Consider the following 24,907-nt stretch of genomic DNA (forward strand, 5'->3'; position numbering starts at 1 on the left):
GCCGGGTGCCCCAGTTTTGGGCGAGGCTGGTCACGATGAAGAGACCGCGCCCCGTCTCGTTGACCGTGCGGGCATGTCGCAGTGCGGTGTGTCTGACGGTGTCACGGGCCATCGGTGCCGCTTCCGTGTCGGCGGGCAAGTCGCGCTCGAGCACGCCGTCCGGCGACCCACCCCCAGCAACACCAGCAGGCGGTGCCTCCACCTTCAGGCACCGCCTGCACCACTTCGTCATGCGGCGTCAGCCGGATTCCCCCACGTCCCCTTCACAGACACCACGGCGATGAGACGGTCCGTCCCGGCCCGCTCTCGGCGGGGTGGGCCGGACCCGTTCGCCGTCCGGCCTGGCTGCTTGACGGCCGGCCGCCTGTGCTCAGGAACGCTCGGCTGAGCCGACTGCACCAAGAGCGCACCACGGACGACTGATCTGGTGCGCGGGCTGCCTCGCGCCGTCAACGGCCGCTGCGACTGTGGGGAGCATGACGCCCGCCGTGGAGGTCGCACCCGAGACACTGGTCGCCGCGCTGCGCATGCCCGTGTGGAGCATCCTCACCAGGCGGGCCGACGGAATCCGTCGCGGCCTGCCCCCGCGCCCCGAGACCACGGCGGAGCGCCTCGCGTGGCTGCGCTCACTGAACCCCGAGCAGGCTCGCCGCGCTGCTCTCCTCGATCACCTGGACGCCTTGCGTGGGCACGTCACCGGATACCCCGCCCTCGGCTATGCGGTCGACGACCCGATGCCTGATCCGGCCCTGCAGGAGGCAGAGGGGTTCAACCCGCGCCTGACCGTCCTCATCGCCGTCTACCGAGCCGCTTGTTCGGGTGGGTGAGAGGCTCACACCGGCTGGCCCTTTACGCCCAAGCAGGTCGCGGTGTGGGCGGCGATACCCCCTTCGCGGATGGGTGTGGGCCTGGGGGCGCAGAGCGGGAGGAGGTGCCGTGGGGTTCCGAGACGTCCGCAGACCGGCGGTCCCTCATGCCTGGGGAACGCTGCCGATGGCCGGCCTGCGGGCCGAGCGCAGACGCTGGGCGAGGAGTGCGAGGGCGCAGAGGGCGACGACCGTCGCCGCGTAGATGACGAACGTTTCCTTCAGGCCCGCGCGAGCGGCGGCGACGCCGGCGATCACCGCAGGGATGCTGAAGGCCAGGTAGGAGATCGCGAAGGCCACGGAGAGCAGTTCGCTGCGCTCGGCGGGCCGGGCTATCCGGGCCAAGGTGCCGAAGCTGGCCAGGGCGGAGCCGCCGAAGCCGACACCCGCGACAGCGGTACCGACCGCCGCCGCGATCAGGATGTGCTCCTCCACGCCGGTCAGGGCGATGGCCGTGCCGACCAGGAGCAGGGTGGCGCTGACGGCGAGGGTCCGTCCGACGGGCCAGCCGCGCAGAGTGAGGGCGGTGAGAAAGGCAGGGCCGGTCAGCATGGTGACCACCAGGCCGCCGACGACGTGGCTGGAGAGGCCGAACAGGCCGACGGCGACGGACGGGCCCAGGGAGAGGTAGAGGCCGCCGAGCGCCCAGCTGGCGATGAGGATCGGCACCAGGCTCAGCAGATCCGCCCGCAGGTGCGGCGCAATGCGGAGGCGTGGCTGGAGCGAGCGGGCGGCGCCAGGGCGCCGCGTCGAGGTCTCCGGCAGAGCCGACAGCACAGCGCCGGCGGCCACCAGCGCGAGGAGCAGCAGAACGTACACGAGTCGCGTGGGGTGCGGCCCGTACTGGATGAGGAGTCCGCATCCCAACGAGCCGAGTCCGAGCCCGAAGGTGGGTGCGGTTCCCGTGACGAGCCCTGCGCGGTGCGGGGCGTGCGAGGGGTTGAGGTCGGACAGGGCGGCGCCGAGGGTGGTCATGGCGGCCCCGGTGGCTATGCCCTGGACCAGTCGCGCCGTGAGCAGCAGGCCGACGTCGTCCGCGTCGAGGAACAGTGCCATCGACACCGCCTCGAGCGCGATCGCGGAGAGCAGCACCGGCCGGCGGCCGAGGTGGTCCGACAGGGCGCCGAGGACGAGGAGCGCCCCGATCATGCCGATCACGTAGACGGCGAAGACCGTGGTGAGCGTGGTGGCGGAGAAGTGCCACTGCCGCTGGTAGACGACGTAGAGCGGGGAGGGCGCACTGGAGGCGGCCATGAAAAGCACGAATACCGAGGAGAGCGTGGCGAAGGCGACAGGACGGCTCAGCTGCCGTCGGCCTCTGTCGGGCAGGGGCCTTCGCGTGGGGGCCAGAGGGGGCGACTGGATCTGGGACGGGGCAGGGCCTGACACGAAGCGCCTCCAAAAGCAGTGATCGATGCGTTAGCGACCCTACCACTAACGCAACGATCAGTGCGATAATTTCCCCATGGCTGATGCTTCGACTCAAGTACGTCCCGGTGGCCGCTCCGCGAAGGTGCGGGCGGCCGTACATAGCGCCGTCGCGGAACTCCTCGCCGAAGAGGAGGCGGAGACCTTGACCCTTCCCGCGGTGGCCGCACGCGCCGGCGTGCACCCCACCACCCTCTACCGACGCTGGGGGTCGGCCGCCCAACTGCTCAACGACGTCGCCACCAGTCGCTTCACGGACGACCTGGTCGTCCCTGACTCCGGCTCACTCGCCGACGACCTGCAGCGCTGGCTGGCGGACGTGGCCACCGACGTCGCCGACCCCGACACGCTCGCCCTCATGCGGGCGACCATCGGCTCCGGCCCGGCGGGCGGCTGCGCGTGCGTCGAGGACCGCCACCGCCAACTCGGTGCCATCCTTCAGCGCGAACACGACAGAGGGGGGCCGGTGCTCGACGTGGAAAGCGCCGCCGACTTCCTCCTCGGCCCGCTCTACTACCGCGCCGTCTTCACTCCCGAGCCCGCCTCCGCTGACTGGACACGAGCGATGGTGACGACGTACCTGGCCACACTCAAGGCTGCCTGAGAGGCTGCGCCCGGAGTGCGGCAGCGCTGCCCGGAGTCACAGTGCGGGGATGACGTCCCAGACGATCTCGACTCCGGCCATGGAAGCCGCGGCATGGTGTCCACGGGCATGAGTTCGGGCATCGTCGAAGACCGACGCGCTGTCCTCGTCGGCCATGATCACGCGTCCCATGAAGCGACACCGGACGCATCGCGCGTACGTCACCTCCAGGACATGCCGCGGTAGGAAGCCGAACTGTTCCATCCTCCACCTCCTGCCGTGACTTCCGCGGTGGGAGGCGACGCGGATGCGCCCCTTGCCGCAAGCGCGCGGTGCGGGGTGAAGGCCGCACTCCGACACAGGGCCGTGGCTCGCCGCAGCTTCGAAAAGGGTGTGCACCAGTTGCCGCGGAGCGCGCCGTTGGCATGCCGTCGACCGCCACCGCCACGTCATACACTGCTAGACGCGGTGACGCATGCTTGGTCATATCGCAAACCCACCGGCTCGGCGTGGCTCCCTTCCTCTGCGTCGTGCCGAAGGCGCTGAAGAACCGCACTGCCCCCACTCGGCTCAGCTTGGATCACGTCGGATGGCGCAAAGAGGGATCCATGGAATACATCTCCGGTGTGGCCGGTGTACTGGTACTTGTGCTGGTCCTAAGCAGCATCCTCAAGACCCTTGTGGTGCCCCGAGGCCTCTATTCGGCATTGGTCTTCCAACTCTGGTGGGTGCTGCGGCGAATTCTCCGGCTCAGCACCGTGCACAAGGACTACGCGTCAGTCGACCGTGCTCAGACCTGGCTCGCCCCGCTGATGCTCATCGGCATGCTCGCCGCCTGGCTGGTCGGCGCGTTGCTCGGATTCGCGCTACTGCTGTACGCCTTGTCCCCGCTTTCCTGGACCACCGCGTTGCTCGAGGCAGGGTCCAGCCTGTTCACACTCGGTTTTGCCAGTGGCGCACGGCTGCGGCTCTCGGCGCTCGACTTCCTCGCCGCGGCCACCGGACCGATCCTGATCGCCTTGCAAATCGCCTACCTGCCCACCCTCTACGCCGCGTACAACCGTCGGGAAGTCGAGGTGACTCTGCTGCAGGCGCGGGCCAGTGAACCGGCCTGGGGACCGGAGATCCTCGCCCGGCAGTGGCTGGTCGACACCGAAAGCGCTCTCCCCACGCTCTACACCGCCTGGGAACGCCTGGCCTCTGATATCGGGGAGAGTCATTCTGCATATCCCATTCTGCTGACATTCCGTTCCCCGCGTCCGCACCGGAGTTGGCTGGTCGGACTCGTCGCCGTCATGGATGCAGCGGCCTTGCAGCTCGCCTTGGACCCACGCCTCGCCCCGCCGGAAGCCCGGTTGGCACTTAGAGCCGGCTTCACTGCGCTGCGCGACATCGCCCGCGCTTTGCGTATCCCCTTCGACGAAGACCCCACGCCGGACGAGACCATCCAACTCACTTTCGCCGAGTTCAACGAAGCCGTGAGCATGCTGGAGTCAGCCGGCTTCCGCAGTGAGCGGACACCAAAGGAGGCTTGGCCGCATTTCAAGGGCTGGCGCGTCAACTACGAGGCGATGGCCTACGAGCTGTGCCGCCGCTGCGACGCCGTTCCCGCACTCTGGAGCGGCCCTCGTGACTTTCCCGGCGATCCGATCCCGCCGCGTCGCCCTGCCGACCGAAAGCCCGCGGAAGGACAGCCGAAGGGGCCCTCTACCGCGGGATAGGTCAGCGTCCTCGCTTCCAAGGGGGACGCCCGGGGCCCCTGTACCGAACGCCACGGCCGCGCGCCCTCCTCGACCGAGCGGTTCCCACCCTCGCGCGATCGACCGGGTCAAGGACGGCGGCGGGCGCGACGGTGGCAAGTGGATCGGCCTGGTCATCCGCCAGGCGGGTCGGTGCCCATGTGCCGGTGCCCATGTGAAGGGCAGACCTTCCACGATGCTCAGGCCTCATGTCGTGGCAGCGGTGAGTCGCTCCCAACGGAGCCACGGCCCCAGTACGACATCGGTCCCATCGTGGCGGGGTCCGCTATGACGGAACCGGCCCTCGCGCACCGACTGCTGGTGCGCCTGGGTCGTGTCTGTGCTTCAGATCTGGTTGAGGCCGCCGTCGACAAAGAGTTCTGTGCCGGTGACGAAGCTGCTCTGGTCGCTGGCGAGGAAGAGGGCGGCGGCGGCCACCTCGTCGGGGCGACCCATGCGGCCCAGCGGCACCTGGCTGGCGAAGAAGCCCCACAGCTTGGCGGCGTCGTCCGCGTCGGGGGCGAGGCCGGCGTTGCCGGGAGTCTCGATGGGGCCGGGGACGAGGGTGTTGACGCGGATCCTCCGGTGCTTGAGCTCGTTGGCCCAGGTCCGGGAGAACGATCGGATGGCGGCCTTGGACGCGGCGTAGACGCCGAACGCCTCGCCACCGGAGGTCGCCGCGGTGGAGCCGGTGAGGATGACCGACGCGCCGTCGTTCAGCAGGGGCAGCGCCTTCTGGACGGTGAAGAGCGTGCCGCGCACGTTGATGCCGAAGGTGGTGTCGAAGTGCTGCTCGGTGACCTGTTCCAGGGTGGAGAACTCACCGCCGCCCGCGTTGGCGAACAGCACGTCCACGCGCCGCCCCTGGTCGGCGACGACGGAGTAGAGCCGGTCGATGTCGGCCGGGTCGGAGACGTCGCTGCGGACGGCCGTGGCGTTCTGGCCGATCTCGGCCAGTGCGGCGTCCAGTGCCTCCTGCCGTCGGCCGGTGATGAACACGTGCGCGCCCTCGGCGGCGAAGCGCTTGGCGCTGGCCAGTCCGATGCCGCTGTTGCCACCGGTGACCACGGCGGTCTTTCCGTCAAGCTGTCCCATGATTGGAACTCCAGTTCAATTACGGCCATGACTGGCCTCGAAGGTCGGTTACGTCGCTTGCCCGGCAGGGCCCGACGCGGAGAGGTTGCCGGCGGTTCGCTGAGCCGGTCTCGCAGGGGGAGTGTGAAGCGATTCCCGAGAGTTACCGAGACGCCAGGACGTCCCGCAGGACGTCGGCCAGCGTGATCCGGTCCAACTCGGTGCGGACGGCTTCTTCGACACGGGCGTACACCGGGCGCATCGCAGGCTGGATACCGGAACCGACCGGACAGCCGAGGTTGGGGTCCGAGCGGTGCATGGCGAACAGCGGTGGCGGCTCGATCGCCTCGTACACGTGCCGCAGGGTGATGTCCTCCAGAGGTCTGGCGAGCACCCACCCCGCCTCGGCGCCGCGTCGCGAGTGCACCAGTCCGGCGTCGCGCATCCGGCCGAGCAGTCGGCGGATCACGACGGGGTTGGTGTTGACGCTGCCCGCGATCCCCTCGGACGTCGCGTTTCCGTCCCCGATCCGACGGTGCAGCTCGATCCACGTCAGCGCGTGTGCCGCCACGGTGAGCTGACTGTTGCCCGCCACATCACCACCTCCTTGGAAGTAACCATAGTTGTTACACCCAGGCTCGTCAAACGATGCCGACGACACTGCGGGCGGAGCCCCGCCTGCACCGCCCCCGTCCACGGTCTCATCAGCTCGCGGCTCGCGCCCCGCCTGCGGATTTGCCGCCTCTGACGGACGGACGCACCCTGGAAAGGTGCCCGGTACGGCTGGCCCGCGCGCCAGCCGCCGCTGTGCGGAGCGGCCGGCGCCGGCATGGCGGGAAGACGCCGCCAACGACACAGAAGTGACGATCGCCATGAGGAACTCCGACCGCTCCACGCTTACCTTGCGCAACGTCATCGCAACCTTCAGTAACGTCGTGTCCGTGGGCTAGTGGCAGCGGGTCTCAGGCTTGTGACATCGCGGGGAGAGTTTCGACGTGATCGACGTCAGGACGAACAGGGCTTGGCGGACGTCACTGTCTGCGCCGCCGTCCCCGACAGCGCCGGCAACTCCATCAACGTTTCACGGGAAAGCGCGAGTCCGTCGGCTGACTTCCCCCACATGAAGCCACCCCGGGCAAGCGGCTGCACGGGGCCGGGCTCCGGTCGGCCGCCCGCCCACCGGCAGAGCGCGGGGCGCACGGCAGAAGCGCGGAAGAAACCGAACCAACGCTCGGAAGGGATACACCATGAGCACGGTCACCACCGCGGACGGTACGAGCATCTTCTACGTCGACTGGGGGCCGAGGGACGCGACACCGCTCGTCTTCCACCACGGCTGGCCCCTGAGCCACGTGGACTGGGACAACCAGCTGCTGTACTTCCTCTACAAGGGCTACCGGGTCATCGCACACGACCGTCGTGGTCACGGGCGCTCCAGCCAGCCGTCGTCGGGCCACGAGATGGACACCTACGCCGCGGACGTGGCCGCCCTGACCGACGCGCTGGATCTGCGGGACGCTGTGCACATCGGGCACTCCACCGGAGGCGGTGAGGTGGTCCACTACGTGGCGCGGGCCGAGCCCGGCCGCGTCTCCAAGGCGGTGATCGCGTCGGCGGTGCCGCCCGTCATGGTCAAGAAGGAGAGCAACCCCGAGGGGACCCCGATAGAGGCCTTCGACGAGTTGCGCGCCGGGCTCGCCGCCAACCGCGCCCAGTTCTACATCGACGTGGCATCCGGGCCCTTCTACGGTTACAACCGGCCTGGCGCCGAGGCGAACCAGGGACTCATCGGCCGGTGGTGGGCGCAGGGGATGATGGGCGCCGCGAACGCGCACTACGAGTGCATCAAGGCGTTCTCCGAGACGGACTTCACCGAGGACCTGAAGAAGATCGACATCCCGGTGCTCGTCATGCACGGCACCGACGACCAGGTCGTGCCCTACGCGGATGCGGGACCGAAGAGTGCGGAGATCCTGCGGAACGCGACCCTGGAGACCTACGAGGGGTACCCGCACGGGATGCTGTCCGTCCACCCGGACGTCCTCAACCCCGTCATCCTCGACTTCCTCAAGGCATAGCCGGCCCGACGATCAGCCGGTCAGGCTGATCACCAGCAGCATGAACGCCGCCCCCGCCACCGTGAACACCAGTGTGGCGCGTGACGGGTCCGAACTGTGCGCCTCCGGCAGGATGTCGGAGGTCGCCAGGCCGAGGCGGCGGCCGACGGTGTAGGCGTGCTCGTGGCGGGCGTACTCATGCGCACGGTGCACCTCAGACACGAGACGGGCATGCTCGGCGCAGCGACGGGTCACAGGACGTGATCAATGCGAAACTGGGGGAGTGAAGGGGTGATTCCCGTGTCGGACCCGCCTCACGGGTCCGGCCGTTCCGGGCCCCTAGTGGATGAAAGTCGGCTGGAGCAGCTGATAGCCGAGGCGCAAACGGCGCTGCCGGTCGAATTGCCTGCACTGGCCGACCAATGCGCCATGGCTGTCGGACTGGACACAGCGCAGATCTACCTGGCCGACCTGCAGCAACGGCTACTCATTCCACTCGACGAGACATCAGAACCGCTGCTGGTGGACCACTCGTCGGCCGGCTGGGCCTATCGCACACTCTCCCTGCGCGTCGCAGAATCCGACGCCAGCTTGACGGTATGGATACCTCTCGTCGACGGCGCAGAGCGGCTCGGCGTACTGGGTGTCGGAACCGTCTCGCTCGACAGCGTGCTGATGCGCCGCAGCCGTATGCTGGCCCATCTGTTCGCGATGCTGATCACCTCCAAGCGCGCCTACAGCGACTGGCTCGCCGCCCGCATCCGCACCGCGCCCATGCAGTTGCCCGCAGAGATGGTGCGTGCTTTCATGCCACCGCGCACCATCGGCTCCAGCAGATGCGTTTCGACAGCGGTGCTCGAACCGGCGTATGAGATAGCCGGTGATGCCTTCGATCACTCGGTGATCAAGAACGAGCTGCACACCGCGATCCTCGATGCCATGGGCCATGATCTGACCGCCGGTCTGACGGCATCGGTCGCGATGGCCGCGGCGCGTAACGCCCGCCGCGCCGGAGCTGCCCTGGTCGACGTCGTCAGCTCCGTCGATCAGGCACTCGCCCAGTGGCTACCGGACCACTTCTGCACCGGAGTACTGAGCCGATTCGACGCCGAGACCGGGCTGTTGCGCTGGGTGAACTGCGGCCATCCACCACCACTGCTGATCCGCAAGGGCAGGGTACTGCCCGGGGCACTGGACAGTCCTCCGCAGCCACCGTTGGGGCTCGCCGGCCCACTCGCCCCGGCAACGCGGCAGGTTCAGGAGACGGAACTCGAACCAGACGACTGCGTCCTGCTCTACAGCGACGGCGTCGTGGAGGCGCGGGACGCGAGCGGTGGGGAGTTCGGTCTCGACCGATTCACCGACTTCATCATCCGGTCCAACGCTGCCGGCGAGCGCCCGGCAGAGGTACTGCGGCTGCTCATCCACGCGATCCTTGACTACCAGGGCAATCAGCTCCGGGACGATGCGACCATCCTGCTCTTCGAATGGCGCTCCCAGTCCCACTGACGCGGTACCGGGCGGAGTCCGACGCGTCTGATGGGCTCAGCCGTGCCCGCGGCCGCCGTCTTCGCCAGCAGGCCGAGGGTGACTTCGGGCACGTCTCGATCGACGAATCCCTATCCGGGCTCGCGCTCGGGGAGGTGCCGCGCCCAGGCCGCACCCATCTGTTCGCCGGCGTCGGTCTGCGCGATGACGTAGTCCCGTCTCAAACGACGTGACAACCTCCGCGTAGCCCCACACCGTCGTCACGGAGCGACCTGAGAGACAGATCACGACACTTGGCCCTGAGTAAGTCTCAGCTCACTATTCACTGACTACATGTACTTGGTGAATACTGACGTCCATGAGTGCCCGCCACATACTCCTTGGCCTGCTCGCCACGGGCCCGAGGCACGGATACGACCTCAAGCGCCTGCACGACGAGCGCTTCCCGCAGGCCCGGCCGCTCGCCTACGGGCAGGTCTACACGACACTGCAGCGGCTGGTCAGGGACGGACTCGCCGAGGTCGAGGAGACCGGTTCCGACGGAGGGCCGGAGCGGACGACGTACCGCCGCACGGACGCCGGGGCTCGTGAACTCACCGACTGGGCAGCGGCCGTGACACCGCCCGCGCCGTTCGTCGCGAACGAGATCTTCGCGAAGGTCGTCGTCGCGATCCTGTCCGGGGGCGACCCGGCGGCCTACCTGGTGGCACAGCGGGCCGCACACATGCAGCGGATGCGAGAGCTCACGGCGGTGAAGTCCGCGGAGGGCGCCGATCTCGCCACTGTGCTCTCGGCGGACTACGCCCTCACCCACCTCGACGCCGATCTGCGCTGGATGACGACCACTGCCGGCCGGCTCACCACTCTGACCGCGGAGGTCGATGCAGCATGAGTACCACCACAGCGGAACAACCACTGCTCGCTGCACAGGAGTTGTACAAGGCATACGGCTCGACCACCGCCCTGTGCGGCGCGTCGGTTGAGCTCCACGCCGGGGAGATCCTCGCCGTGACCGGTCCCAGCGGCAGCGGCAAGTCCAGTCTGCTGCACTGCATGGCGGGGATCGTCCGTCCCGACCAGGGATCAGTGCTCTACCGCGACGAGCGCCTCGATCACGCGCCAGAGGAGCGGCTCAGCGAGCTGCGGCGGACCGAGTTCGCCGTGGTGTTTCAGTTCGGGCAGCTCATCCCCGAGCTGACCTCGCTCGACAACGTCTCCCTGCCGCTGATCCTCAGCGGAACCAACCGGCGCGCCGCCCAGGAGCAGGCACGTACGTGGCTGGAGCGATTCGGGGTGCTGGGCCGAGCCGAGGCACGCCCCGGCGAACTCAGCGGCGGCCAAGCGCAACGCGTCGCACTGGCCCGCGCCCTGGTCACCGGCCCGAAGGTGGTCTTCGCCGATGAGCCGACCGGCGCCCTCGACTCCCTCGCGGGCGAGCGAGTGATGACCGAACTCACCAAGGCTGCGCGAGAGTTGCGAGCAGCGGTATTGCTGGTCACCCATGAGGCCACGGTCGCCGCGTACGCCGACCGTGAGATCCGGCTGGCGGACGGCCGCACGACCAGGCTCGAGGTGTCCGCGTGAGGGCGGATCTTCGGCTGGCCTGGCTGCTCACCAACGGCTCGGACCGTCGCGAGTGGTGGCGGATCGGCCTCACGGTCGTGGGCGCGGCCTGCGTGGCCGCCTTCGGTGCAATGGCCGGCGCGGTGGCATCCGTGCGCGGCTACACCCACCTTCCAATCGCCCATGGTCTGCTGGACAATCCCGGTCAACGCAGTGGTGTCGTCATGGCGTTGCTGCTCCTGCTGATTCCCGGGCTCGGCTTCCTCGGGCAGTGCGCGCGCCTGGGTGCTGCGCACCGCGACCGCCGCATGGCCCGGCTGCGGCTGGCGGGCGCCGCTCCGGGGCGGGTGCGTCGGATCGCCGCGCTGGAGTCCGGGCCCGCATGCCTCGTCGGCTCGCTCCTGGGCACCGCCGCGGTGGCCGGATGCGCGCTGTACGCCCACCGGTTCCCGGCGCGGTTGTGGTGGATGCTGGTCGCCGTCATGCTCGCGGTCCCGGCCGTGGGTGTGGCGGTGAGCCTGGCCGCGCTGCGCCGGGTGGTCGCCTCGCCGCTCGGCGAGGTGCGCGCGACACCGCGGCGAGCGGGCGGGGGACTGGCGGTCACGCTGGGCGTGGCCTTGGTCGTGGTGGCCGTCACCGGCGGCATCCTGACGCTCGTATACGGATCCGCGGGGCTGGCCCCGTTGGCCCTGTTCGGCGCGTTGCTCCTGGTCGGGGCGGGGTCCGTGTGGCTGAGCAGTGGCATGGCCCGGCTGACCGGGCGCTGGTGGGCCGTGCGCGCCCAGAGTCCCGCCGTGCTGATCGCCGCGGAGCGGCTGTCCGCCGACCCCTGGGCGGCGGCGCGCACCCATGCCGCTGTTCTGATGGCGACGGTGGTGGGAACCGGCTTCATGGGCGTACGCGAGGGATTGCTCCGAACGCTGAACGACGGCGGCTACTCCCCGGCCGCCGACCTGGACTTCTACACCGGCGGGATCGACCTGGCGGGCGCGGCGATCCTGGTCGGCCTGCTGATCGTCCTTGTTTCGGTCGCCGTGGGCGCCGCCGAGTCCGTGACACACCGGCGCCAGGGGCTGGCCCAGCAGGTCGCCGCCGGTGTGCCACGGACGGTCCTGAACCGGGCGGTGCTTCTGGAGACCGCCCTGCCGCTGGCACCGGCCATGCTCGTCGCGGGCGGAGGCGGGCTGGCCGTCGGCACCTGGTACGCGTCGCTCACCGAACACGGACTCATCGTGCCGTACGCGGCCCTGGCGGTCCCGCCACTGATATATGCGGCCTGCCTACTGGCCGCGGCCACCTCGCTGCCACTGCTGCGCCGCTCGACACGGCCCGCGGAGCTGAGGCACGGATGAGAACCGCCGCACGGCGCTCGTCCATCCATGCAGGCCGTTGGAGCCGGGACGCCTACGAACTGGCAGCGGCGTGCGTCGGGCCCGGAGCCGGCGTGGGAGCCGTCCCCCTCAGTGGACACGGATGCTGGAACGTCCGTGAGCCAGGCACGCCTTAGGCGGCGGAGCTCTACCAGTTGGTCAGGTCGACCCGTAGGTCGCAGTGCGGGTCCTCCGCGGCCGGGCGCCGGTACTGCTCCTCCCCGCTGAGGGAGGGCAGGGAGGCGAGGAGGGCGGTCGTCGGCGTCCCGGTCAAACGGATGTCGACCCCGATGATGCCCGGCCGTTCGGGACGCTGCACGTACAGGCGGATCAGGCCGTCGCCGTGCATGAGAAAGCCGACAAGGAACGGGCTCTCGTCGTCAACGGGGTCGGAGAGGGCGCGTACGACGGTGAGCGCCTCGCCTTGTTCGGTTTCCGGGGTCGGGGTGATCTCCTGAGGGCGGAGGCGGATGAGCGTCATCCCCATCACCTCGTCGACGTCGCTGCTGCTGTAGATCCGGGTCCCGGTCAGGACGGTGCGCAGCATGCCGGGGATGTAGTACGGGGCCACCGTGTCGTGGGGAATCTCGTACAGGAAGTTCTTGGCGTACTCGGCCTCCCCGGCTCGGACGGCGATCCGTACGGCCCCGGGGGCGGGGAGGACACCGCGCAGAAGGCAGTAGTCGGCGATGGGGGCGTTCAAGTAGTACAGCAACAGGCGGGTGACCGCTGCCTGTTGCTCTCGGTCTTCGGGGTCTGTCACGGATGCGTCCATGTGGGGCACTTGTCGTTGCGCTTATTGTGGCAGAAGGTGTTGATCTCCCCGATCGTCTGTCCCGTGCCTCGCCTTGAGCGTCATCTGCCTGTGCCGACCCCGCACATCGGGATGAGGGAGGGTCGGCGCCCCGCCATAGCGACTGCTGTCCTCGGCTCGGGTTCAGACGTGAGGCCGCCGAACGCCGGTGCACACGAACAGTGATCTTCGCTGTTCGTCTGGCCATCCGGGAGATACCGGTCCGCACCCTGTTCGGCTCGGACGCCCGCTTACGGTGACCCGGTACTCGCCCGCGCGACTGTCGAGCGCGTCACTCGCTCCGGCGAGGTCTTCTCGGGCTCACCTGACGACGATGGCGATCAGGTGCCCTACCGGGCTGCCTGGGCCGCGGACGGGCTGTCCAGCGATGAGGGTGGATCAAAGTCCGCGAACTGGCCCGCCGGGTCCTCATGGCAGAAATGGGCGAGTGTGGAGAGCGCCTGTGCCGGCCATTTGCGGGATCCGTTGTGCGACCGTGCCGCTCTCGTGCCAGAACGGGCGGGGAGTCTGGAGCGGGCGTCGTGAGCCCGCGGGGACGGACGTGGAGCTGCCGCTGAGGTGCTTCCGTTGCTTCAGGAGGCCGCAGCGACGCCGATACCGATGGCGATGAACAGCCAGCCGGTCGTCAGCTCCCAGCGGTGGCGGATCTTGGGGCGGGCGAGGAGGGTGCGCAGGCGCACCGCGACGGCGACGAGAACGAACCAGTAGGCGACGCCTATGAGGACGTCCAGGATGCCGAGGAAGAAGATCTGCCGGGTGGGCGAGCCGCCGCCCTGGACGAACTGCGGCAGGATGCTCAGAAAGAACAGCGCCGCCTTGGGGTTGAGTACGTTGGTGAGAAGTCCCTGCGTGAAGCCGGACCGCCATCGGCCGCGGGCCGGCCCGTCTGCCGCCGAGGCCGGTGGCCCGGCATCGTCCCCGGGACCACCGGTCGTGTCTTGGCCGGCGCGTCGTTCGCGGGCGGCGCGCCGGGCGGCCAGCACCGCCCTGATGCCGAGGTGGACGAGGTAGGCCGCGCCCAGGAGCTTGATGGCGTCGTAGACCACGGGGGAGCGAGCGGCGATCAGCGACAGGCCGACGGCGGCGGCAAGCATGTGCACGCACAGGCCGGTCTGGGCCCCCAGCGCCGCAGCCCGCCCCTTGGCGGGATGTTCGGTCGCCGATCTGAGCACCACGAGGAAGTCCGGGCCGGGGACCACGTAGGCCACGAGTACGACGCCGAGGAAGCCGACGAGGTCGACCGACATTCGTTCTTCCTTTCGTTGGCCTTCGTTGACCCGTGGCCCGTCCGCCGCCCGGGCGGCGTGGCTCGCCGAGTGCGGTGGTCCGGGCCTCCAACGCGTCGTCGGACCAGAACAACCCCAGTGCGCGGGCGGCGGTGACGAACGCGGGGTTGCAGCCGCGGAAGGTGCCGTTGTGCTCGCCGGGCTTCCACACGTCGTGCTCGGGGCGCATCAGCGTGAGGGCCATGGGATTCCCGTACCCGCTGATGGACTTGGACAGGCGGACGATGTCGGGGACGATGCCGGCCGGTTCGAAGGAGAAGAACGGTCCGATGCGCCCACAGCCCATCTGGAGCGTGCTCTCGGGCCCGGTGCGCCCCCGCCTGACCGAAGACAACTCCGCCTCGATCTGCGGCGTAGGCCTCGCCGCGGATCGCCCGCTTCCGGCGTCAGGCGGCACTGCCTGTCGGCGAGCCATGGGCGCCGGTACTCACTCGAGCACCGGCGCCCACTCACCTCTGCCCGAGGTGGCCAGTGGCCCTGCTGACAGATGTCAGGGGACGAGAATGAGGCGGACGCGAGCCGTGACGGCTCACCGTTGATCAGGGCGCGGGCCTGAGGCGAACCGTCCGGGCTGACGTGGAGCTGCTGCAGGCGGATCGTCGATGAAGGGGCACCGCCCGCCACGGTCCGCTGCGCGACTCGCCGGAGCAGGAGAGGGCCGGCCGCAGGTGGGACATGTCCACGAAGCACGGAGTCGAGCAGGTCGACGGTGACAAGGTCGGCGAACGTCTCGGTGCCGAGGTCCGCCAGCTCCTGTGCGGTGCGATCGATGTCCAGCATCGTGCCGATGCGCAGGCCTGCCTCGTTCACCACCGACAGCCGCCACTGCAGCCGCCGGTCCCGCTCCGCCTGGTAGACCGCCACGCCCTGTTCCGACATGCGGTCGATGTACTCGGTCATCGTCACGATCAGCTTGCGCGTCGCTGCACTGATCAACGCGGCGTCATCGGTGAGCCGAGGCATCTCTTCCAGGAGCCGGTCGAGTATGACGCCCTGCGCGAGCCGGAAGGCCCTCAGCAGTGCATTGACGGGCGTTCCGTGCTCGGCCAACCGACGCGCCCGGTCCGGATCGGCGACCGGGGTCCGGATCTGCCCCGGCTCGACGGCGTCCACCAGCCCGGCGAGGGCCGCCAGCACATGCTCGGTGACGTTCTCCGCCGTCATGCGGGCGACGTCCGGGTCCTCCCACACCTCGGGAACCCCACGCCGCAGTGACCGCTGCACGTCATGGATCAACTCGTCCACCCGCGAACTGACCTCACGAGCGGCACGGGAGACAAGGGTGTCCGCAGGGACGTCCACAAGGACGACGTTACGCCGCACTGGCGCAGGGAGCTCGCCAGTCTTCGTGGGGGTGGGAAGCGTCCTGGTCATGGATGGGGACCGCTACGCCGCGAGGCGTGTCAGACTGCTGTTCATGACTCACAACCGAAAGGGCCGTGCCGCGTAGGCGCCCCTCACGCCTCCGGGCGGAGAACAGGTACTCCGGTGCGCGTTGTGCCTTCTCGAAGATCGGTCAGGTTTCCGGTCCGGCCCAAGCGCAGATCATTCGGTTGGAACGGACTCGGCTCCAGCCAGGGCTGATCGAACAGGCGCTCTCCCGGTGGGCTGCCATCGCGAGAGCACCGATGGATCAGCTCCCATCGCCCTTCAGCGACCGATGCGGTGTCCCCGCATGCTGCCCCGAACCGGCGGATGAGCGAGATCTACTGGAGCTGGCGATCTGCGCTCTCCCCAAGAAGAGCTCACGCGAGCTCCGCAGCATCGTGCAGCCTCTGGATCTGAAGATCCTCGAACGTCCCGACGCCGTGCCGTACGGTGATCCGCCGGATCGTTGGTGGTGGAACGCCTTCTGACCAAGCCGTGCCCGCGAGGTTACGTCCGCAGGTCAGCGACCCGACCCTTGACTTCTTCGCTACTGACGCGCCCAGGCCGGCCCCAGGAGCGGCACAGCCGCCTCTCGTCAGCGCGAACCAGGACGTCACGGGCTAGACCCCCAAGACTCGGAAGCCGACGAAGATCGACGTGGGCAGAAGCGTCGCGAGTCCTAGCCCCCATAGGAGGCTGGCCCGCCAGCCGGCACCGCCGACCAGGAAAACAAGGCCCAGCAAAGCCGCGAAAGCCAGGTACTCCCAGAAAAACACCTGGAACCAGAGGAAGAAATCGGCCACCACCCACCCCCAACCAGACGGATTATGGGCTGGCTTGGTGGCAGACGGAAGCACTAACGATGCTCGATCCCACGAGCCGCTCCATGCTTCCACGTCGCAGGCACCCTTATCCGGAGCCGACGCCGACCACAGAGTCAAAACCTAGCGCTGAACAACAGGACTTGGTGGAACGGATGGCCCCCAGCTCGGCGGCAACAGTGCCCAGGAGCCGTGATCCCCCCGCTGCCCGAACTGAACGGGCTGCGCGCCGCCGACATGATGGTCCTGGATGACGAGCGCACCGGCCGTCTTCAAGTCCTCGAACCTGTCGACCTCGCCCTCCCAGGCAGAACCGAGCCTCCCGGTACGCGGCGTCGTCCTCGAACGCCTCAGCCTGTGGCTCACGCGCCATCAGTTCGTCGTCCGCCCCGGCGTAGGAGTCGGGATGCGGAAAGGGAGTAGCCAGCAGCTCACGCCGCCCCTCATCGTTCCCGGCCCACCACCAGCCACGCTCGGTCCCCTCAAGCCGCAAGAGCGCCGCCACGGCGGAGTCGGACCGATCCGGGAGTCAGACCCTTGTCGCCGAGAGCATCGCGACCGGTATTCAGGCGACCTGTGACCGGGGCCCGCTGGTGTCGGAGTGGCAGGCACCACTCGGCCCCCGGCCCGTGCCGTGCACGTGCCAGAGCGTTGAGCGGCGATCCGAGGCCATCGGGCTTCTGGCAGACCCTGGACGATGTGCGTGTTAGCGTCGCCGTGGAGGCTCACAGGTGCCTGCCCCGGACGAGATGTGCGCCGTACCCGGCCCGCCAAGACGACGCACTCAAGGAGACGTCATGGGTGCCGACAGCTTCCTGATCGACTTCGAGGGAGCCAAGCCCAGGCCTGGTGCGCTGGATGTGCGGTGGATTCACGGCTCGCCGTCGGCCAAGCACAACGCCGATCCGGACATCCAGGTCCACGGCTATGACGAGCACACGTTCATCCTCCGGCAGAACATGGCGATCGACTACGAGGCGCCGTTCTTGTTCCTGTTGTTCGGCAATGAGCGGGCGGTGCTGATCGACACCGGCGCCACCGCATCCGCCGAGTTTTTCCCTCTTCGCCAGGTGGTCGACGAGCTCATGGAGTCCTGGCTCGCGCGTCACCCACGGCACGGCTACCAACTGCTCGTGCTGCACACTCACCCGCACGGTGATCACGTCGCAGGCGACGGCCAGTTCTCCGATCGTCCTGACACCACGGTCGTCGGTGCGGAGTCGGCCGCCGCCTGGCCGTATTTCGGATTTGCCACCGACCCTGATGCTGTGGCGCACATCGACCTCGGGGGGAGGGTGCTGGAGTGTCTGGCCACCCCGGGCCACCACGAAGCGGCGGTGACCTTCTACGATCCGTGGACCGGGTTCCTTCTCACCGGTGACACGGTCTACCCCGGCCGGCTCTACATCGATGACTGGCCGGCGTTCATCCGGACGATCGATCGCTTGATCGACTTCTGCGACCACCGGACGGTCACCCACGTGCTCGGCTGCCACATCGAGATGTCCCGGCAACCTGGTGTGGACTACCCGATCCGCACCGTCTATCAGCCTGACGAGCCCCCGCTGCAGATGACCACCGACCACCTGCGTGAGATCCGCATGGCGCTGGAAGAGATGGGCGACCGGCCGCGCCGTCGGGCCTTCCCGCTCTTCGTCCTGTGCCCCAGCGAAAGCTCGATCGGGTGGAGAACGAACTCCTGAAGCGGCGATCGGGTGTCAGGTGTATCAGGCACAGGTTCAGGAGCCTCAAGGCGTAGGACGAGTGCACGTAGGGCCCGGAGTTCAGCGTCCAGGGCCTGCGCACCTTCGCGCGTGAGGGATACCCTGTTGGGGGCGTCGACCGGCGTAGCCCTTCTCGACGGTGATCATTCCGGACTCTTCCAGCACCTTCAGGCGCCGGGAGAGATTTCCGTCGGTGACAGCCAGTTGCTTCATCAGGAAGCTGAATTCGACCCGATCGGCTTCGCGGGCAACGGTGAGGACGCCGAGCCGCACGCGCTGGTGGACGGTGTCGTCCAGCGCCTGGGGTGGGATGCCGTTCCTCTTCCTCGATACCGGGGAATCGCGCGCTGACCTGCTCGGGCCGCGGGCGCCCTGGTCGCAGGTCAGCGAGGCGGCCGGGGTCGCAAGACAGGAGCTTCCCAAGCTGAGGGGTCAAGAACCGCCGCGCTCGCGGGGGATTTTCTGACCGGCCTCGACCGCCACCGGCAACCGGTTCTCGGCCGGGGGCAGCGGGCAGGTGGCCAGGTCCGTGTACGCGCACGGCAGGTTCGCGGCGCGGTTCAGGACGACGGTACCGTCGAGACGGCGGCGCCCACGGTCGTCGGGGGCGCGCGCGGTCCCGCCAGGTACGGGAAGGATCCCGTCTGCGGAATTCACGCAGACGGGCGATGGGGCGCTAGAAGGGCAGACCGAAGCCGGCCTCCGTCAGTAGCTTCGTGCCCAGGGCCAGACCGAGGTGGTAGCGGCCGTGGGTCGCGGCCTGGGCGGCCTGGGCCTGGCTGGAGATCAGCAGCGGGTGGCGGCCGAAAACGGGGATCGCGGAGGTGCCGACCTGCAGTGCGGGCACTTCGCGACCGACGATCGCCGCAAGCTGGGGCGAGTCCGGGCCGAAGGCCTGCCCGAACCAGGCCAACGCGAGGCCGAGTTCCGCGGCCTCTCGGGCCAGTTGGACGGTCGCGTCGACCTGGTTCGGCGCGTCGGACGCGTTGAGCGCTACTCCAACAGTCATGTCAGTCAGAACCGGCTCCGATCGAGAGAGCCTGCGAGCCCTTCTGGGTCCCTTGCAGGAGACCGTCACCGCGTCCCGACGGTTGCAGTGGGAAACGTGTGGTGACTGTGCCACCGAGGGACACCGTCCATCGGGAAGTCCGCGACCCGGGACGGACCTCTTGACGTCGACGTCGGTCGGATCGACACTCACTGCAGGAATCCCAGTAAATCGGTAGGGAAATATGAGACGTCTGAAACCGGTCACCGTCCGAGTGAGCCGTCCGTCTCTTCACCTGACCTGCCGCCGCCACATCGACCTGCAGCGCGTCTGCAGCGCGATCAGGTCCCGGGCCTGAGCCGCGCCCATCCCGCGCCGACGGCGTCCCCTCATCGTTCGCCCTGTCCGGTGTGCGCAGGTGAGCCCTGCTCCCTCGTCCGACGTCGCTTCCGCCGCGCGTACGTCCCGCGCCCGCTCTCGGGGAGAGTCATGACCGTCACACCGCTGGCCGCCCACCCGTCCGGCCGATCCGCGCCCGCCTTCCGGGGCCGGATCGGCCGGGACGCACGCAGCGGCCACTACGCCGTTCCCGGCCGCTACCGGCTCCATCTGTCGACCGCGTGTCCCGATGGGCTCCGCCTCGCCGTCGTCCACAGCCTGCTCAGCCTGGACACCGTATGCCCCACGACTTTCCTGCCCGCCGTGCCCGACTGCCCCGAGGGCGGTCACTCGGCTCTGCGGCCGCTCTACGACGCGAGCGCACACCGGTACACCGGTCCGGCCGTCGCTCCTGTGCTCAGCGACGACTGGTCCGGACGGATCGTCAGCACCCACGCGCCGGACATCATGCGCGACCTCGCCCGGAGATTCGGCAGCGAGCGCCCCTCGCCCTACCCCTGCGGCGCGGAGTCCGAGATCGAGGCCGTCGAGCGGATGTGCGCGCAGGGCATCGAGGAGGCCGCCCAGCGCGCCGGTTCGGCCGGCGCGGAGCGGGCGGAGCGCGACGCGGCGCTCGGGACGCTGTTGGAGACGCTGGGCGTGCTGGAGCGCTGGCTTGCCGGGCGTACCTACGTGATTCGCGACGAAGTCACCGTCGCGGACGTGGAGTTGTGGGTCGCTCTGGTCCAACTCGACACCGTGCACCGCAACCATTTGGACGCCGCCGCGGTGCAGCGCATCGCCGGCCAACCGGCGCTGTGGGCTTACGCCCGCCGCCTGACCGCCCACCCGGCCTTCGGTACCCACCTGAACCTCGACGGCATCGCACGCCGGCACCACGCCCGCTGTCATGGCCTGGAGGCCGCCGGCGCAGCCGTCCCGATCCTTGACTGGGCGGCACACGCAGCCCGTTAGCCGGTCCATCTGGTGGACCAGCGTTGACATTCGTTCGGGCAGTTGTCTTAACTACGGCCCAGAACGGTCATGAGCGTCAGCAACAAGCCCTGGCTAGCTGACCGGCAACCCTCGCGCCGCGGTGGGGTGCCCCAGGTGACGACCGGACCGAAAACGTTTCGGTAAGCGCGAGGCCCGAAGGGCCGGAAGAGTGACGGTGACGCCATGCACGCAGCTCCCAGGACGGCGATCCGCCGCCCACAGGGCTGCGTACGGGCGTACCGCAATCTGCTGGTGGCCGATCGCACCGTCGATCTGCTCCGCGTGAACAGCGCATTGTGTACCGCACCGGGCTGTGCCCGCTGCCGGGGCTGACACCTCCCCGCAGCCCCCGCACCCCCTGACCGACACCGCCCGCGCGGTGTGCCGTCGTCCCTCCGCCCCCCGGTACCTCGCCGTCGTGTGCGTCCCCGCATGCCGCCGCGCTCCCGGGGCGTTACCACCCAGCCGGAGCCCACCATGAGCGAACCCCCTGGCGCCACCATCACCCTCCCCGAGGCGCATACCGCCAACGAACCGTCGAAAGCCCTCACGGCCCAACGAGTTCTACCGCTACGGCGGCCAGGACGCTGGATCGTCACCGCGGTCGCCCTGGTCCTCGTCGCCCAGGTCTTGCACGGACTGATCTCCAACCCCTTCTACCAGTGGAACCGCTTCGGCTACTGGTTCCTGCGACCGAACATCCTCGACGGACTCCTGATCACACTCGAAGCGACCGCCTACAGCGCCGTGTTGGGACTGATCGGCGGCATCCTGCTCGCTCTGGCCCGGCTGTCGAAGAGCCCGGTGCTGCGCGCCCTCAGCTGGACCTACGTCTGGGCGTTCCGCTCCATACCGCTCATCGTGGTGCTGATCTTCCTCTACAACTTCAGTGCCCTGTACAAGACGTTGAGCGTCGGCATTCCCTTCGGGCCGGCCCTTTTCACCTTCGACGAGTCGAAACTCGCCACCGACATGGTCGTCGCCGTCATCGGCCTCAGCCTCAACGAGGCCGCCTACGCGGCCGAGGTGGTGCGCGGCGGCATCCTTTCCGTCGATCAGGGCCATCACGAGGCGGCCGCGGCGCTCGGCCTGCCCAAGGCCTACCAGTTCCGGAGAATCGTCTTCCCGCAGGCCCTGCGCTCGATCACCCCGAACTACGTCAACCAGCTCATCGGCCTCATCAAGGGGACCTCGCTGGTCTTCTACGTCTCCCTGCTCGACCTGTTCGGCTCCGCGCAGACCATGGGCTCCACCTACCCCGGCGACATCGTGCCGCTGCTGCTGGTAGTGACCGTCTGGTACCTGATCCTGACCAGCGTCGTCTCCGTCGTCCAGTTCTACGTCGAGCGGTACTTCGCCCGCGGTGCCACCCGCGTCCAGCCGCCGACGCCGCTGCAGAAGCTCCGCACCGGTCTCACCGACCTGCGGGCCCGCATCCGCCGGGAGGCCACCGTATGACCGCCGAGACGCTCGAAGCCCTGGCGGAGGTCGAGGCCGCCACCGTCGAGGTGCACGATGTGCACAAGTGGTACGGCGCCCATCGGGTGCTGAACGGGATCGATCTGACCGTCCGCCCCGGCGAGGTCACCGTGATCCTCGGCCCCTCCGGCTCCGGCAAGTCCACCCTGCTGCGGGTCATCAACCACTTGGAGAAGCCCGAGATCGGCTACGTCAGCATCAACGGCGAGCTGATCGGCGTGAAGCGGCAGGGCGACCGGCTGAAGGAGCTGAGCGAGCGGGCCATCCTCACCCAGCGCGGGAGGATCGGGTTCGTCTTCCAGAACTTCAACCTCTTCCCGCACCTGACGGTCCTGGACAACGTGGCTGCCGCCCCCGTCGCCACCGGCCGGCTCGGCAAGCCCGAGGCCCGGGAACTCGCCCGTGAGCTCCTGAGCCGGGTCGGCCTCGCCGACAAGACCGGCGCCTATCCACGCCAGCTCTCCGGCGGCCAGCAGCAGCGCGTGGCCATCGCCCGCGCCCTCGCCCTGCGCCCCGGCGTCATCCTCTTCGACGAGCCCACCTCTGCCCTGGACCCCGAGCTCGTCGGCGAAGTCCTCGGCGTCATCCGGGACCTGGCGACCAGTGGCACCACCCTCGTCATCGTCACCCACGAGATCGGCTTCGCCCGCGAGATCGCGGACCAGGTCGTCTTCATCGACAGCGGCAGGATCATCGAGCAGGGCCCGCCCTCCGACGTCCTCGACAATCCCCGGCTCGAGCGGACCAGGGACTTTCTCAGCAAGGTCCTCTGACCGCCCGCCCCAACCCTCACCCCGCCCGCACCACCACCTCATCACCGCCCCTGAACGACAAGGAACGGCCATGTCTACCCACTTCCCCCGACGCAGCCTGACACGCGCCATCACTGCGGCGACCGCTGTCGCCTCCCTGGCCACCGGGCTCGCCGCCTGCGGTGGCAACAGCGACGCGGCCACCTCCACCACCAGCGACGCCAAGTCCGGCGAGGTCGTGGTCGGCCAGGTTTCCAACGGCGCAGCCAAGCAGACCACCATCAAGGTCTCCGAGGTCAAGTCCATCAGCACCGAACTGCCCGCCGCCATCAAGAAAAGCGGCAAGCTGGAGATCGGCATCGGCGCCCTGCCGGCCGGCTTCCCGCCGCTGGCCTACGTCGGCGACGACCAGAAGACCCTCACCGGCTCCGAACCCGACCTCGGCCGCCTGGTCGCGGCGGTCCTCGGTCTCAAGCCCGAGGTGAAGAACTCCACATGGGAGAACCTCTTCGTCGGCATCGACAGCGGCAAGGTCGACGTGGCCTTCTCCAACGTCACCGACACCGAGGAGCGCAAGAGAAAGTACGAGTTCGCCGCCTACCGGCAGGACAACCTCGCCTTCCTCGTCGCAAAGAAGAACACCTGGAACTTCGACGGCGACTACGAGCACCTCGCCGGCAAGACGATCGCAGTCGCCTCCGGCACCAACCAGGAGAGAATCCTCCTGGAGTGGAAGGCGAAGCTCGCCAAGGAGGGCAAGAAGCTCAACGTCAAATACTTCCAGGACAGCACCAGCACCTATCTGGCGCTGAACAGCGGAAAGGTCGACGCCTCCTTCGGCCCCAACCCCGGTTTCGCCTACCACAACCGTCAGGTCGCGGGCACGCCGAACGCCACCCGCACCGCGGGCACCTACTCCGGCGCCGGCGCGAGCCTGCAGGGCCTGATCGCGGCCACCGCGAAGAAGGACAGCGGCCTGGCCAAGCCGCTCGCCGACGCCATCAACTACTTGATAAAGAACGGCCAGTACACCGAGTGGCTCAAGGCCTACAACCTCTCCAACGAGGCCGTCGCCAAGTCCGAAGTCAACCCGCCCGGACTTCCGCTGGACAACTCCTGACCCACCCTCGGCCGGGGATCCTGCCGTCATCTCGCGGCGGGATCCCCGCCCCGCCCCCAGCACCGGAGACGTCACGCGATGTCCGTCATCAGTCTCGAAGCCACCTCATCCCATGTCCTCGACAACCCCGCCTGGGCCGCCCTCACCGGCCCGCACGCCCACTTCGCCGAACGCGTCGGCCGAGCCGCCCGCTATCCGCTGGACGTGGCCCCCTTCCACGCCGTCACCGACGAGGACGACCCGCGCGCCTGGGCCGACCTCGCCACGCTCGTCGGCCCCGGCGGCAGCGCCGCGGTCCGCGGCGTGAGCGAACCGCCGACCGGCTGGGAGCTCGTTCAGACAGGCCCTGGCGTGCAGCTCGTGGACACTGGGCTACGGGCGGAGCCCGACCCTGACGCAGTACTGCTCGGCCCCGCCGACGTACCCGATATCCTCGATCTGGTCGCCCGCACCCGACCGGGCCCCTACCTGCCGCGCACCGTCGAGCTGGGCACCTATCTGGGAATCCGCCACCGCGGCCGACTGATCGCGATGGCCGGCGAACGGCTGCGCCCACCCGGCTGGACCGAGATCAGCGCCGTGTGCACCGACCCCGACCACCGCGGCCGGGGCCTGGCCACGCGCCTGGTCCGCGCCGTCGCCGCCGGCATCAAGGAACGTGGAGAGCAACCCTTCCTGCACGCCAGCGCCACCAACACCGACGCCATCCGGCTGTACGAGTCGCTCGGCTTCACCCTGCGCTGCCGTACGGTCTTCTCGCTCGTGCGGAACACCGGAGCCATCGCTGTGGCAGACGAGGCATGACCATGCTGTTGTCATGGCGGATGGCGGCAGTTCGGACGGAGTGCGCCACATGACACGTGTACTCCGTACCGTCCGCCTGCACTCCCGGCCCCACATCGACCTTCAGCGCGTGGCCAGCGCCCTCTGTCACCCCTGACCCTCTTCGGACTTCGGCCGGCGGACTCCGTCTCGCTGCCCGCCGCCAGCCACCGTTCGCCCCATTCACGCGG

The 24,907-nt window shown here is 68.9% G+C and carries 24 protein-coding genes, 3 pseudogenes and 2 riboswitches; of the genes and pseudogenes, 15 read left to right on the forward strand and 12 right to left on the reverse strand.

Translation table 11 applies throughout. The features are described 5' to 3' along the window. Nucleotides 1–476 precede the first annotated feature (476 nt). Nucleotides 477–827 carry a hypothetical protein gene (locus ACFYU0_RS05090; protein ID WP_351663599.1) on the forward strand — a complete coding sequence of 117 codons (351 nt, stop codon included), beginning with the start codon at nt 477–479 and terminating at the stop codon, nt 825–827. Nucleotides 828–971: 144 nt separating this feature from the next. Here the strand turns inward: ACFYU0_RS05090 and ACFYU0_RS05095 are convergent, their stop codons facing one another. Then, a complete protein-coding gene (locus ACFYU0_RS05095; RefSeq protein WP_389297848.1) occupies nt 972–2,255 on the reverse strand; it encodes an MFS transporter in 1,284 nt (427 codons plus the stop codon). Between the two features lie 76 nt (nt 2,256–2,331). Between ACFYU0_RS05095 and ACFYU0_RS05100 the strand changes: the two genes are divergently transcribed. Continuing rightward, on the forward strand, nt 2,332–2,898 hold the full coding sequence (locus ACFYU0_RS05100; RefSeq protein WP_389297850.1) for a TetR-like C-terminal domain-containing protein: 567 nt from the start codon (nt 2,332–2,334) through the stop codon (nt 2,896–2,898). Nucleotides 2,899–2,934: 36 nt separating this feature from the next. Here the strand turns inward: ACFYU0_RS05100 and ACFYU0_RS05105 are convergent, their stop codons facing one another. Beyond that, the gene (locus ACFYU0_RS05105; protein ID WP_351663602.1) at nt 2,935–3,141 is read right to left on the reverse strand and encodes a hypothetical protein; all 207 of its coding nucleotides are present in this window, start codon (nt 3,139–3,141) and stop codon (nt 2,935–2,937) included. 344 nt (nt 3,142–3,485) lie between these two features. On the opposite strand from ACFYU0_RS05105, the gene ACFYU0_RS05110 reads away from it, so the two are divergent. Next, nucleotides 3,486–4,598, forward strand: coding sequence for a hypothetical protein (locus ACFYU0_RS05110; RefSeq protein ID WP_351663603.1), 1,113 nt, complete (start codon nt 3,486–3,488; stop codon nt 4,596–4,598). 363 nt (nt 4,599–4,961) lie between these two features. On the opposite strand, the gene ACFYU0_RS05115 is transcribed toward ACFYU0_RS05110, so the two are convergent. Beyond that, entirely contained in the window at nt 4,962–5,711 is a 750-nt protein-coding gene (locus ACFYU0_RS05115; RefSeq protein ID WP_389297853.1) for a glucose 1-dehydrogenase, read from the reverse strand. A 142-nt stretch (nt 5,712–5,853) separates the two neighbouring features. Beyond that, nucleotides 5,854–6,285 (reverse strand): Rrf2 family transcriptional regulator, encoded by a 432-nt coding sequence (locus ACFYU0_RS05120; RefSeq protein ID WP_351663605.1) that lies wholly within the window; start codon nt 6,283–6,285, stop codon nt 5,854–5,856. 652 nt (nt 6,286–6,937) lie between these two features. Between ACFYU0_RS05120 and ACFYU0_RS05125 the strand changes: the two genes are divergently transcribed. After that, entirely contained in the window at nt 6,938–7,768 is an 831-nt protein-coding gene (locus ACFYU0_RS05125) for an alpha/beta hydrolase (protein ID WP_351663606.1), read from the forward strand. A gap of 12 nt (nt 7,769–7,780) precedes the next feature. Here the strand turns inward: ACFYU0_RS05125 and ACFYU0_RS05130 are convergent, their stop codons facing one another. After that, complete coding sequence (locus tag ACFYU0_RS05130) at nt 7,781–7,960, reverse strand: hypothetical protein (RefSeq protein ID WP_389297856.1); 180 nt, start codon at nt 7,958–7,960, stop codon at nt 7,781–7,783. Nucleotides 7,961–8,014: 54 nt separating this feature from the next. Here ACFYU0_RS05130 and ACFYU0_RS05135 point away from each other — a divergent pair, with 54 nt between their 5' ends. The 4 genes from ACFYU0_RS05135 (at nt 8,015) to ACFYU0_RS05150 (ending at nt 12,150) form a co-directional block, all read left to right on the forward strand. Further along, entirely contained in the window at nt 8,015–9,256 is a 1,242-nt protein-coding gene (locus ACFYU0_RS05135) for a PP2C family protein-serine/threonine phosphatase (protein ID WP_389297858.1), read from the forward strand. A 337-nt stretch (nt 9,257–9,593) separates the two neighbouring features. After that, on the forward strand, nt 9,594–10,127 hold the full coding sequence (locus tag ACFYU0_RS05140) for a PadR family transcriptional regulator (RefSeq protein WP_389297860.1): 534 nt from the start codon (nt 9,594–9,596) through the stop codon (nt 10,125–10,127). Next, on the forward strand, nt 10,124–10,819 hold the full coding sequence (locus ACFYU0_RS05145; protein ID WP_351663610.1) for an ABC transporter ATP-binding protein: 696 nt from the start codon (nt 10,124–10,126) through the stop codon (nt 10,817–10,819). The genes ACFYU0_RS05140 and ACFYU0_RS05145 overlap by 4 nt, the downstream gene beginning before the upstream one ends. After that, the gene (locus ACFYU0_RS05150; RefSeq protein ID WP_389297861.1) at nt 10,816–12,150 is read left to right on the forward strand and encodes an ABC transporter permease; all 1,335 of its coding nucleotides are present in this window, start codon (nt 10,816–10,818) and stop codon (nt 12,148–12,150) included. The genes ACFYU0_RS05145 and ACFYU0_RS05150 overlap by 4 nt, the downstream gene beginning before the upstream one ends. A gap of 166 nt (nt 12,151–12,316) precedes the next feature. On the opposite strand, the gene ACFYU0_RS05155 is transcribed toward ACFYU0_RS05150, so the two are convergent. The 4 genes and pseudogenes from ACFYU0_RS05155 to ACFYU0_RS05170 all read right to left on the reverse strand — a co-directional run bounded on the left by ACFYU0_RS05155 (nt 12,317) and on the right by ACFYU0_RS05170 (nt 16,439). After that, nucleotides 12,317–12,931: a hypothetical protein gene (locus tag ACFYU0_RS05155; protein WP_389297863.1), complete on the reverse strand. Its 615-nt coding sequence runs from the start codon at nt 12,929–12,931 to the stop codon at nt 12,317–12,319. 623 nt (nt 12,932–13,554) lie between these two features. Beyond that, nucleotides 13,555–14,229: a LysE family translocator gene (locus ACFYU0_RS05160; RefSeq protein WP_351663613.1), complete on the reverse strand. Its 675-nt coding sequence runs from the start codon at nt 14,227–14,229 to the stop codon at nt 13,555–13,557. 61 nt (nt 14,230–14,290) lie between these two features. Further along, nucleotides 14,291–14,560 (reverse strand): annotated as a pseudogene (locus tag ACFYU0_RS05165) (aminotransferase class III-fold pyridoxal phosphate-dependent enzyme); the annotation flags it as partial. 1,696 nt (nt 14,561–16,256) lie between these two features. Further along, entirely contained in the window at nt 16,257–16,439 is a 183-nt protein-coding gene (locus ACFYU0_RS05170; protein WP_351663616.1) for a hypothetical protein, read from the reverse strand. Nucleotides 16,440–17,174: 735 nt separating this feature from the next. Beyond that, nucleotides 17,175–17,242, forward strand: a riboswitch (guanidine-III (ykkC-III) riboswitch). A gap of 12 nt (nt 17,243–17,254) precedes the next feature. On the opposite strand from ACFYU0_RS05170, the gene ACFYU0_RS05175 reads away from it, so the two are divergent. Continuing rightward, on the forward strand, nt 17,255–18,160 hold the full coding sequence (locus ACFYU0_RS05175; protein WP_351663618.1) for an MBL fold metallo-hydrolase: 906 nt from the start codon (nt 17,255–17,257) through the stop codon (nt 18,158–18,160). A gap of 81 nt (nt 18,161–18,241) precedes the next feature. On the opposite strand, the gene ACFYU0_RS05180 is transcribed toward ACFYU0_RS05175, so the two are convergent. From ACFYU0_RS05180 to ACFYU0_RS05190, 3 genes and pseudogenes are all read right to left on the reverse strand, one after another. After that, the gene (locus ACFYU0_RS05180; RefSeq protein ID WP_389297993.1) at nt 18,242–18,394 is read right to left on the reverse strand and encodes a transcriptional regulator; all 153 of its coding nucleotides are present in this window, start codon (nt 18,392–18,394) and stop codon (nt 18,242–18,244) included. Nucleotides 18,395–18,613: 219 nt separating this feature from the next. Then, nucleotides 18,614–18,760, reverse strand: a pseudogene (locus ACFYU0_RS05185) (DUF1684 domain-containing protein); the annotation flags it as partial. Between the two features lie 100 nt (nt 18,761–18,860). Further along, nucleotides 18,861–19,190: pseudogene (locus ACFYU0_RS05190) on the reverse strand (LLM class flavin-dependent oxidoreductase); the annotation flags it as partial. 468 nt (nt 19,191–19,658) lie between these two features. Between ACFYU0_RS05190 and ACFYU0_RS05195 the strand changes: the two are divergent. From ACFYU0_RS05195 to ACFYU0_RS05220, 6 genes are all read left to right on the forward strand, one after another. Beyond that, complete coding sequence (locus ACFYU0_RS05195) at nt 19,659–20,522, forward strand: glutathione S-transferase C-terminal domain-containing protein (protein ID WP_389297866.1); 864 nt, start codon at nt 19,659–19,661, stop codon at nt 20,520–20,522. Between the two features lie 65 nt (nt 20,523–20,587). After that, nucleotides 20,588–20,696: riboswitch (SAM riboswitch) on the forward strand. A 324-nt stretch (nt 20,697–21,020) separates the two neighbouring features. Beyond that, nucleotides 21,021–22,001 (forward strand): amino acid ABC transporter permease, encoded by a 981-nt coding sequence (locus ACFYU0_RS05200; protein ID WP_351663621.1) that lies wholly within the window; start codon nt 21,021–21,023, stop codon nt 21,999–22,001. Beyond that, nucleotides 21,998–22,795, forward strand: coding sequence for an amino acid ABC transporter ATP-binding protein (locus tag ACFYU0_RS05205; protein ID WP_389297868.1), 798 nt, complete (start codon nt 21,998–22,000; stop codon nt 22,793–22,795). Before ACFYU0_RS05200 ends, ACFYU0_RS05205 begins: the two co-directional genes overlap by 4 nt. A gap of 70 nt (nt 22,796–22,865) precedes the next feature. Then, nucleotides 22,866–23,894: a transporter substrate-binding domain-containing protein gene (locus ACFYU0_RS05210; protein WP_389297870.1), complete on the forward strand. Its 1,029-nt coding sequence runs from the start codon at nt 22,866–22,868 to the stop codon at nt 23,892–23,894. Nucleotides 23,895–23,972: 78 nt separating this feature from the next. Beyond that, on the forward strand, nt 23,973–24,698 hold the full coding sequence (locus tag ACFYU0_RS05215) for a GNAT family N-acetyltransferase (RefSeq protein WP_389297871.1): 726 nt from the start codon (nt 23,973–23,975) through the stop codon (nt 24,696–24,698). A 49-nt stretch (nt 24,699–24,747) separates the two neighbouring features. Next, entirely contained in the window at nt 24,748–24,834 is an 87-nt protein-coding gene (locus ACFYU0_RS05220; RefSeq protein WP_351663725.1) for a putative leader peptide, read from the forward strand. The last annotated feature ends 73 nt before the right edge of the window (nt 24,835–24,907 follow it).

This window comes from Streptomyces sp. NPDC003720 (assembly GCF_042875075.1).
GTDB lineage: Bacteria > Actinomycetota > Actinomycetes > Streptomycetales > Streptomycetaceae > Streptomyces.

Excerpts from the sequence above, each read along its gene's own strand:
- ACFYU0_RS05090 (WP_351663599.1), top strand. The coding sequence starts at position 477 with ATGACGCCCGCCGTGGAGGTCGCACCCGAGACACTGGTCGCCGCGCTG.
- ACFYU0_RS05100 (WP_389297850.1), top strand. The coding sequence starts at position 2,332 with ATGGCTGATGCTTCGACTCAAGTACGTCCCGGTGGCCGCTCCGCGAAG.
- ACFYU0_RS05105 (WP_351663602.1), bottom strand. The coding sequence starts at position 3,141 with ATGGAACAGTTCGGCTTCCTACCGCGGCATGTCCTGGAGGTGACGTAC.
- ACFYU0_RS05110 (WP_351663603.1), top strand. The coding sequence starts at position 3,486 with ATGGAATACATCTCCGGTGTGGCCGGTGTACTGGTACTTGTGCTGGTC.
- ACFYU0_RS05115 (WP_389297853.1), bottom strand. The coding sequence starts at position 5,711 with ATGGGACAGCTTGACGGAAAGACCGCCGTGGTCACCGGTGGCAACAGC.
- ACFYU0_RS05125 (WP_351663606.1), top strand. The coding sequence starts at position 6,938 with ATGAGCACGGTCACCACCGCGGACGGTACGAGCATCTTCTACGTCGAC.
- ACFYU0_RS05135 (WP_389297858.1), top strand. The coding sequence starts at position 8,015 with ATGCGAAACTGGGGGAGTGAAGGGGTGATTCCCGTGTCGGACCCGCCT.
- ACFYU0_RS05140 (WP_389297860.1), top strand. The coding sequence starts at position 9,594 with ATGAGTGCCCGCCACATACTCCTTGGCCTGCTCGCCACGGGCCCGAGG.
- ACFYU0_RS05145 (WP_351663610.1), top strand. The coding sequence starts at position 10,124 with ATGAGTACCACCACAGCGGAACAACCACTGCTCGCTGCACAGGAGTTG.
- ACFYU0_RS05160 (WP_351663613.1), bottom strand. The coding sequence starts at position 14,229 with ATGTCGGTCGACCTCGTCGGCTTCCTCGGCGTCGTACTCGTGGCCTAC.
- ACFYU0_RS05175 (WP_351663618.1), top strand. The coding sequence starts at position 17,255 with ATGGGTGCCGACAGCTTCCTGATCGACTTCGAGGGAGCCAAGCCCAGG.
- ACFYU0_RS05180 (WP_389297993.1), bottom strand. The coding sequence starts at position 18,394 with ATGAAGCAACTGGCTGTCACCGACGGAAATCTCTCCCGGCGCCTGAAG.
- ACFYU0_RS05195 (WP_389297866.1), top strand. The coding sequence starts at position 19,659 with ATGACCGTCACACCGCTGGCCGCCCACCCGTCCGGCCGATCCGCGCCC.
- ACFYU0_RS05200 (WP_351663621.1), top strand. The coding sequence starts at position 21,021 with ATGAGCGAACCCCCTGGCGCCACCATCACCCTCCCCGAGGCGCATACC.
- ACFYU0_RS05205 (WP_389297868.1), top strand. The coding sequence starts at position 21,998 with ATGACCGCCGAGACGCTCGAAGCCCTGGCGGAGGTCGAGGCCGCCACC.
- ACFYU0_RS05210 (WP_389297870.1), top strand. The coding sequence starts at position 22,866 with ATGTCTACCCACTTCCCCCGACGCAGCCTGACACGCGCCATCACTGCG.
- ACFYU0_RS05215 (WP_389297871.1), top strand. The coding sequence starts at position 23,973 with ATGTCCGTCATCAGTCTCGAAGCCACCTCATCCCATGTCCTCGACAAC.
- ACFYU0_RS05220 (WP_351663725.1), top strand. The coding sequence starts at position 24,748 with ATGACACGTGTACTCCGTACCGTCCGCCTGCACTCCCGGCCCCACATC.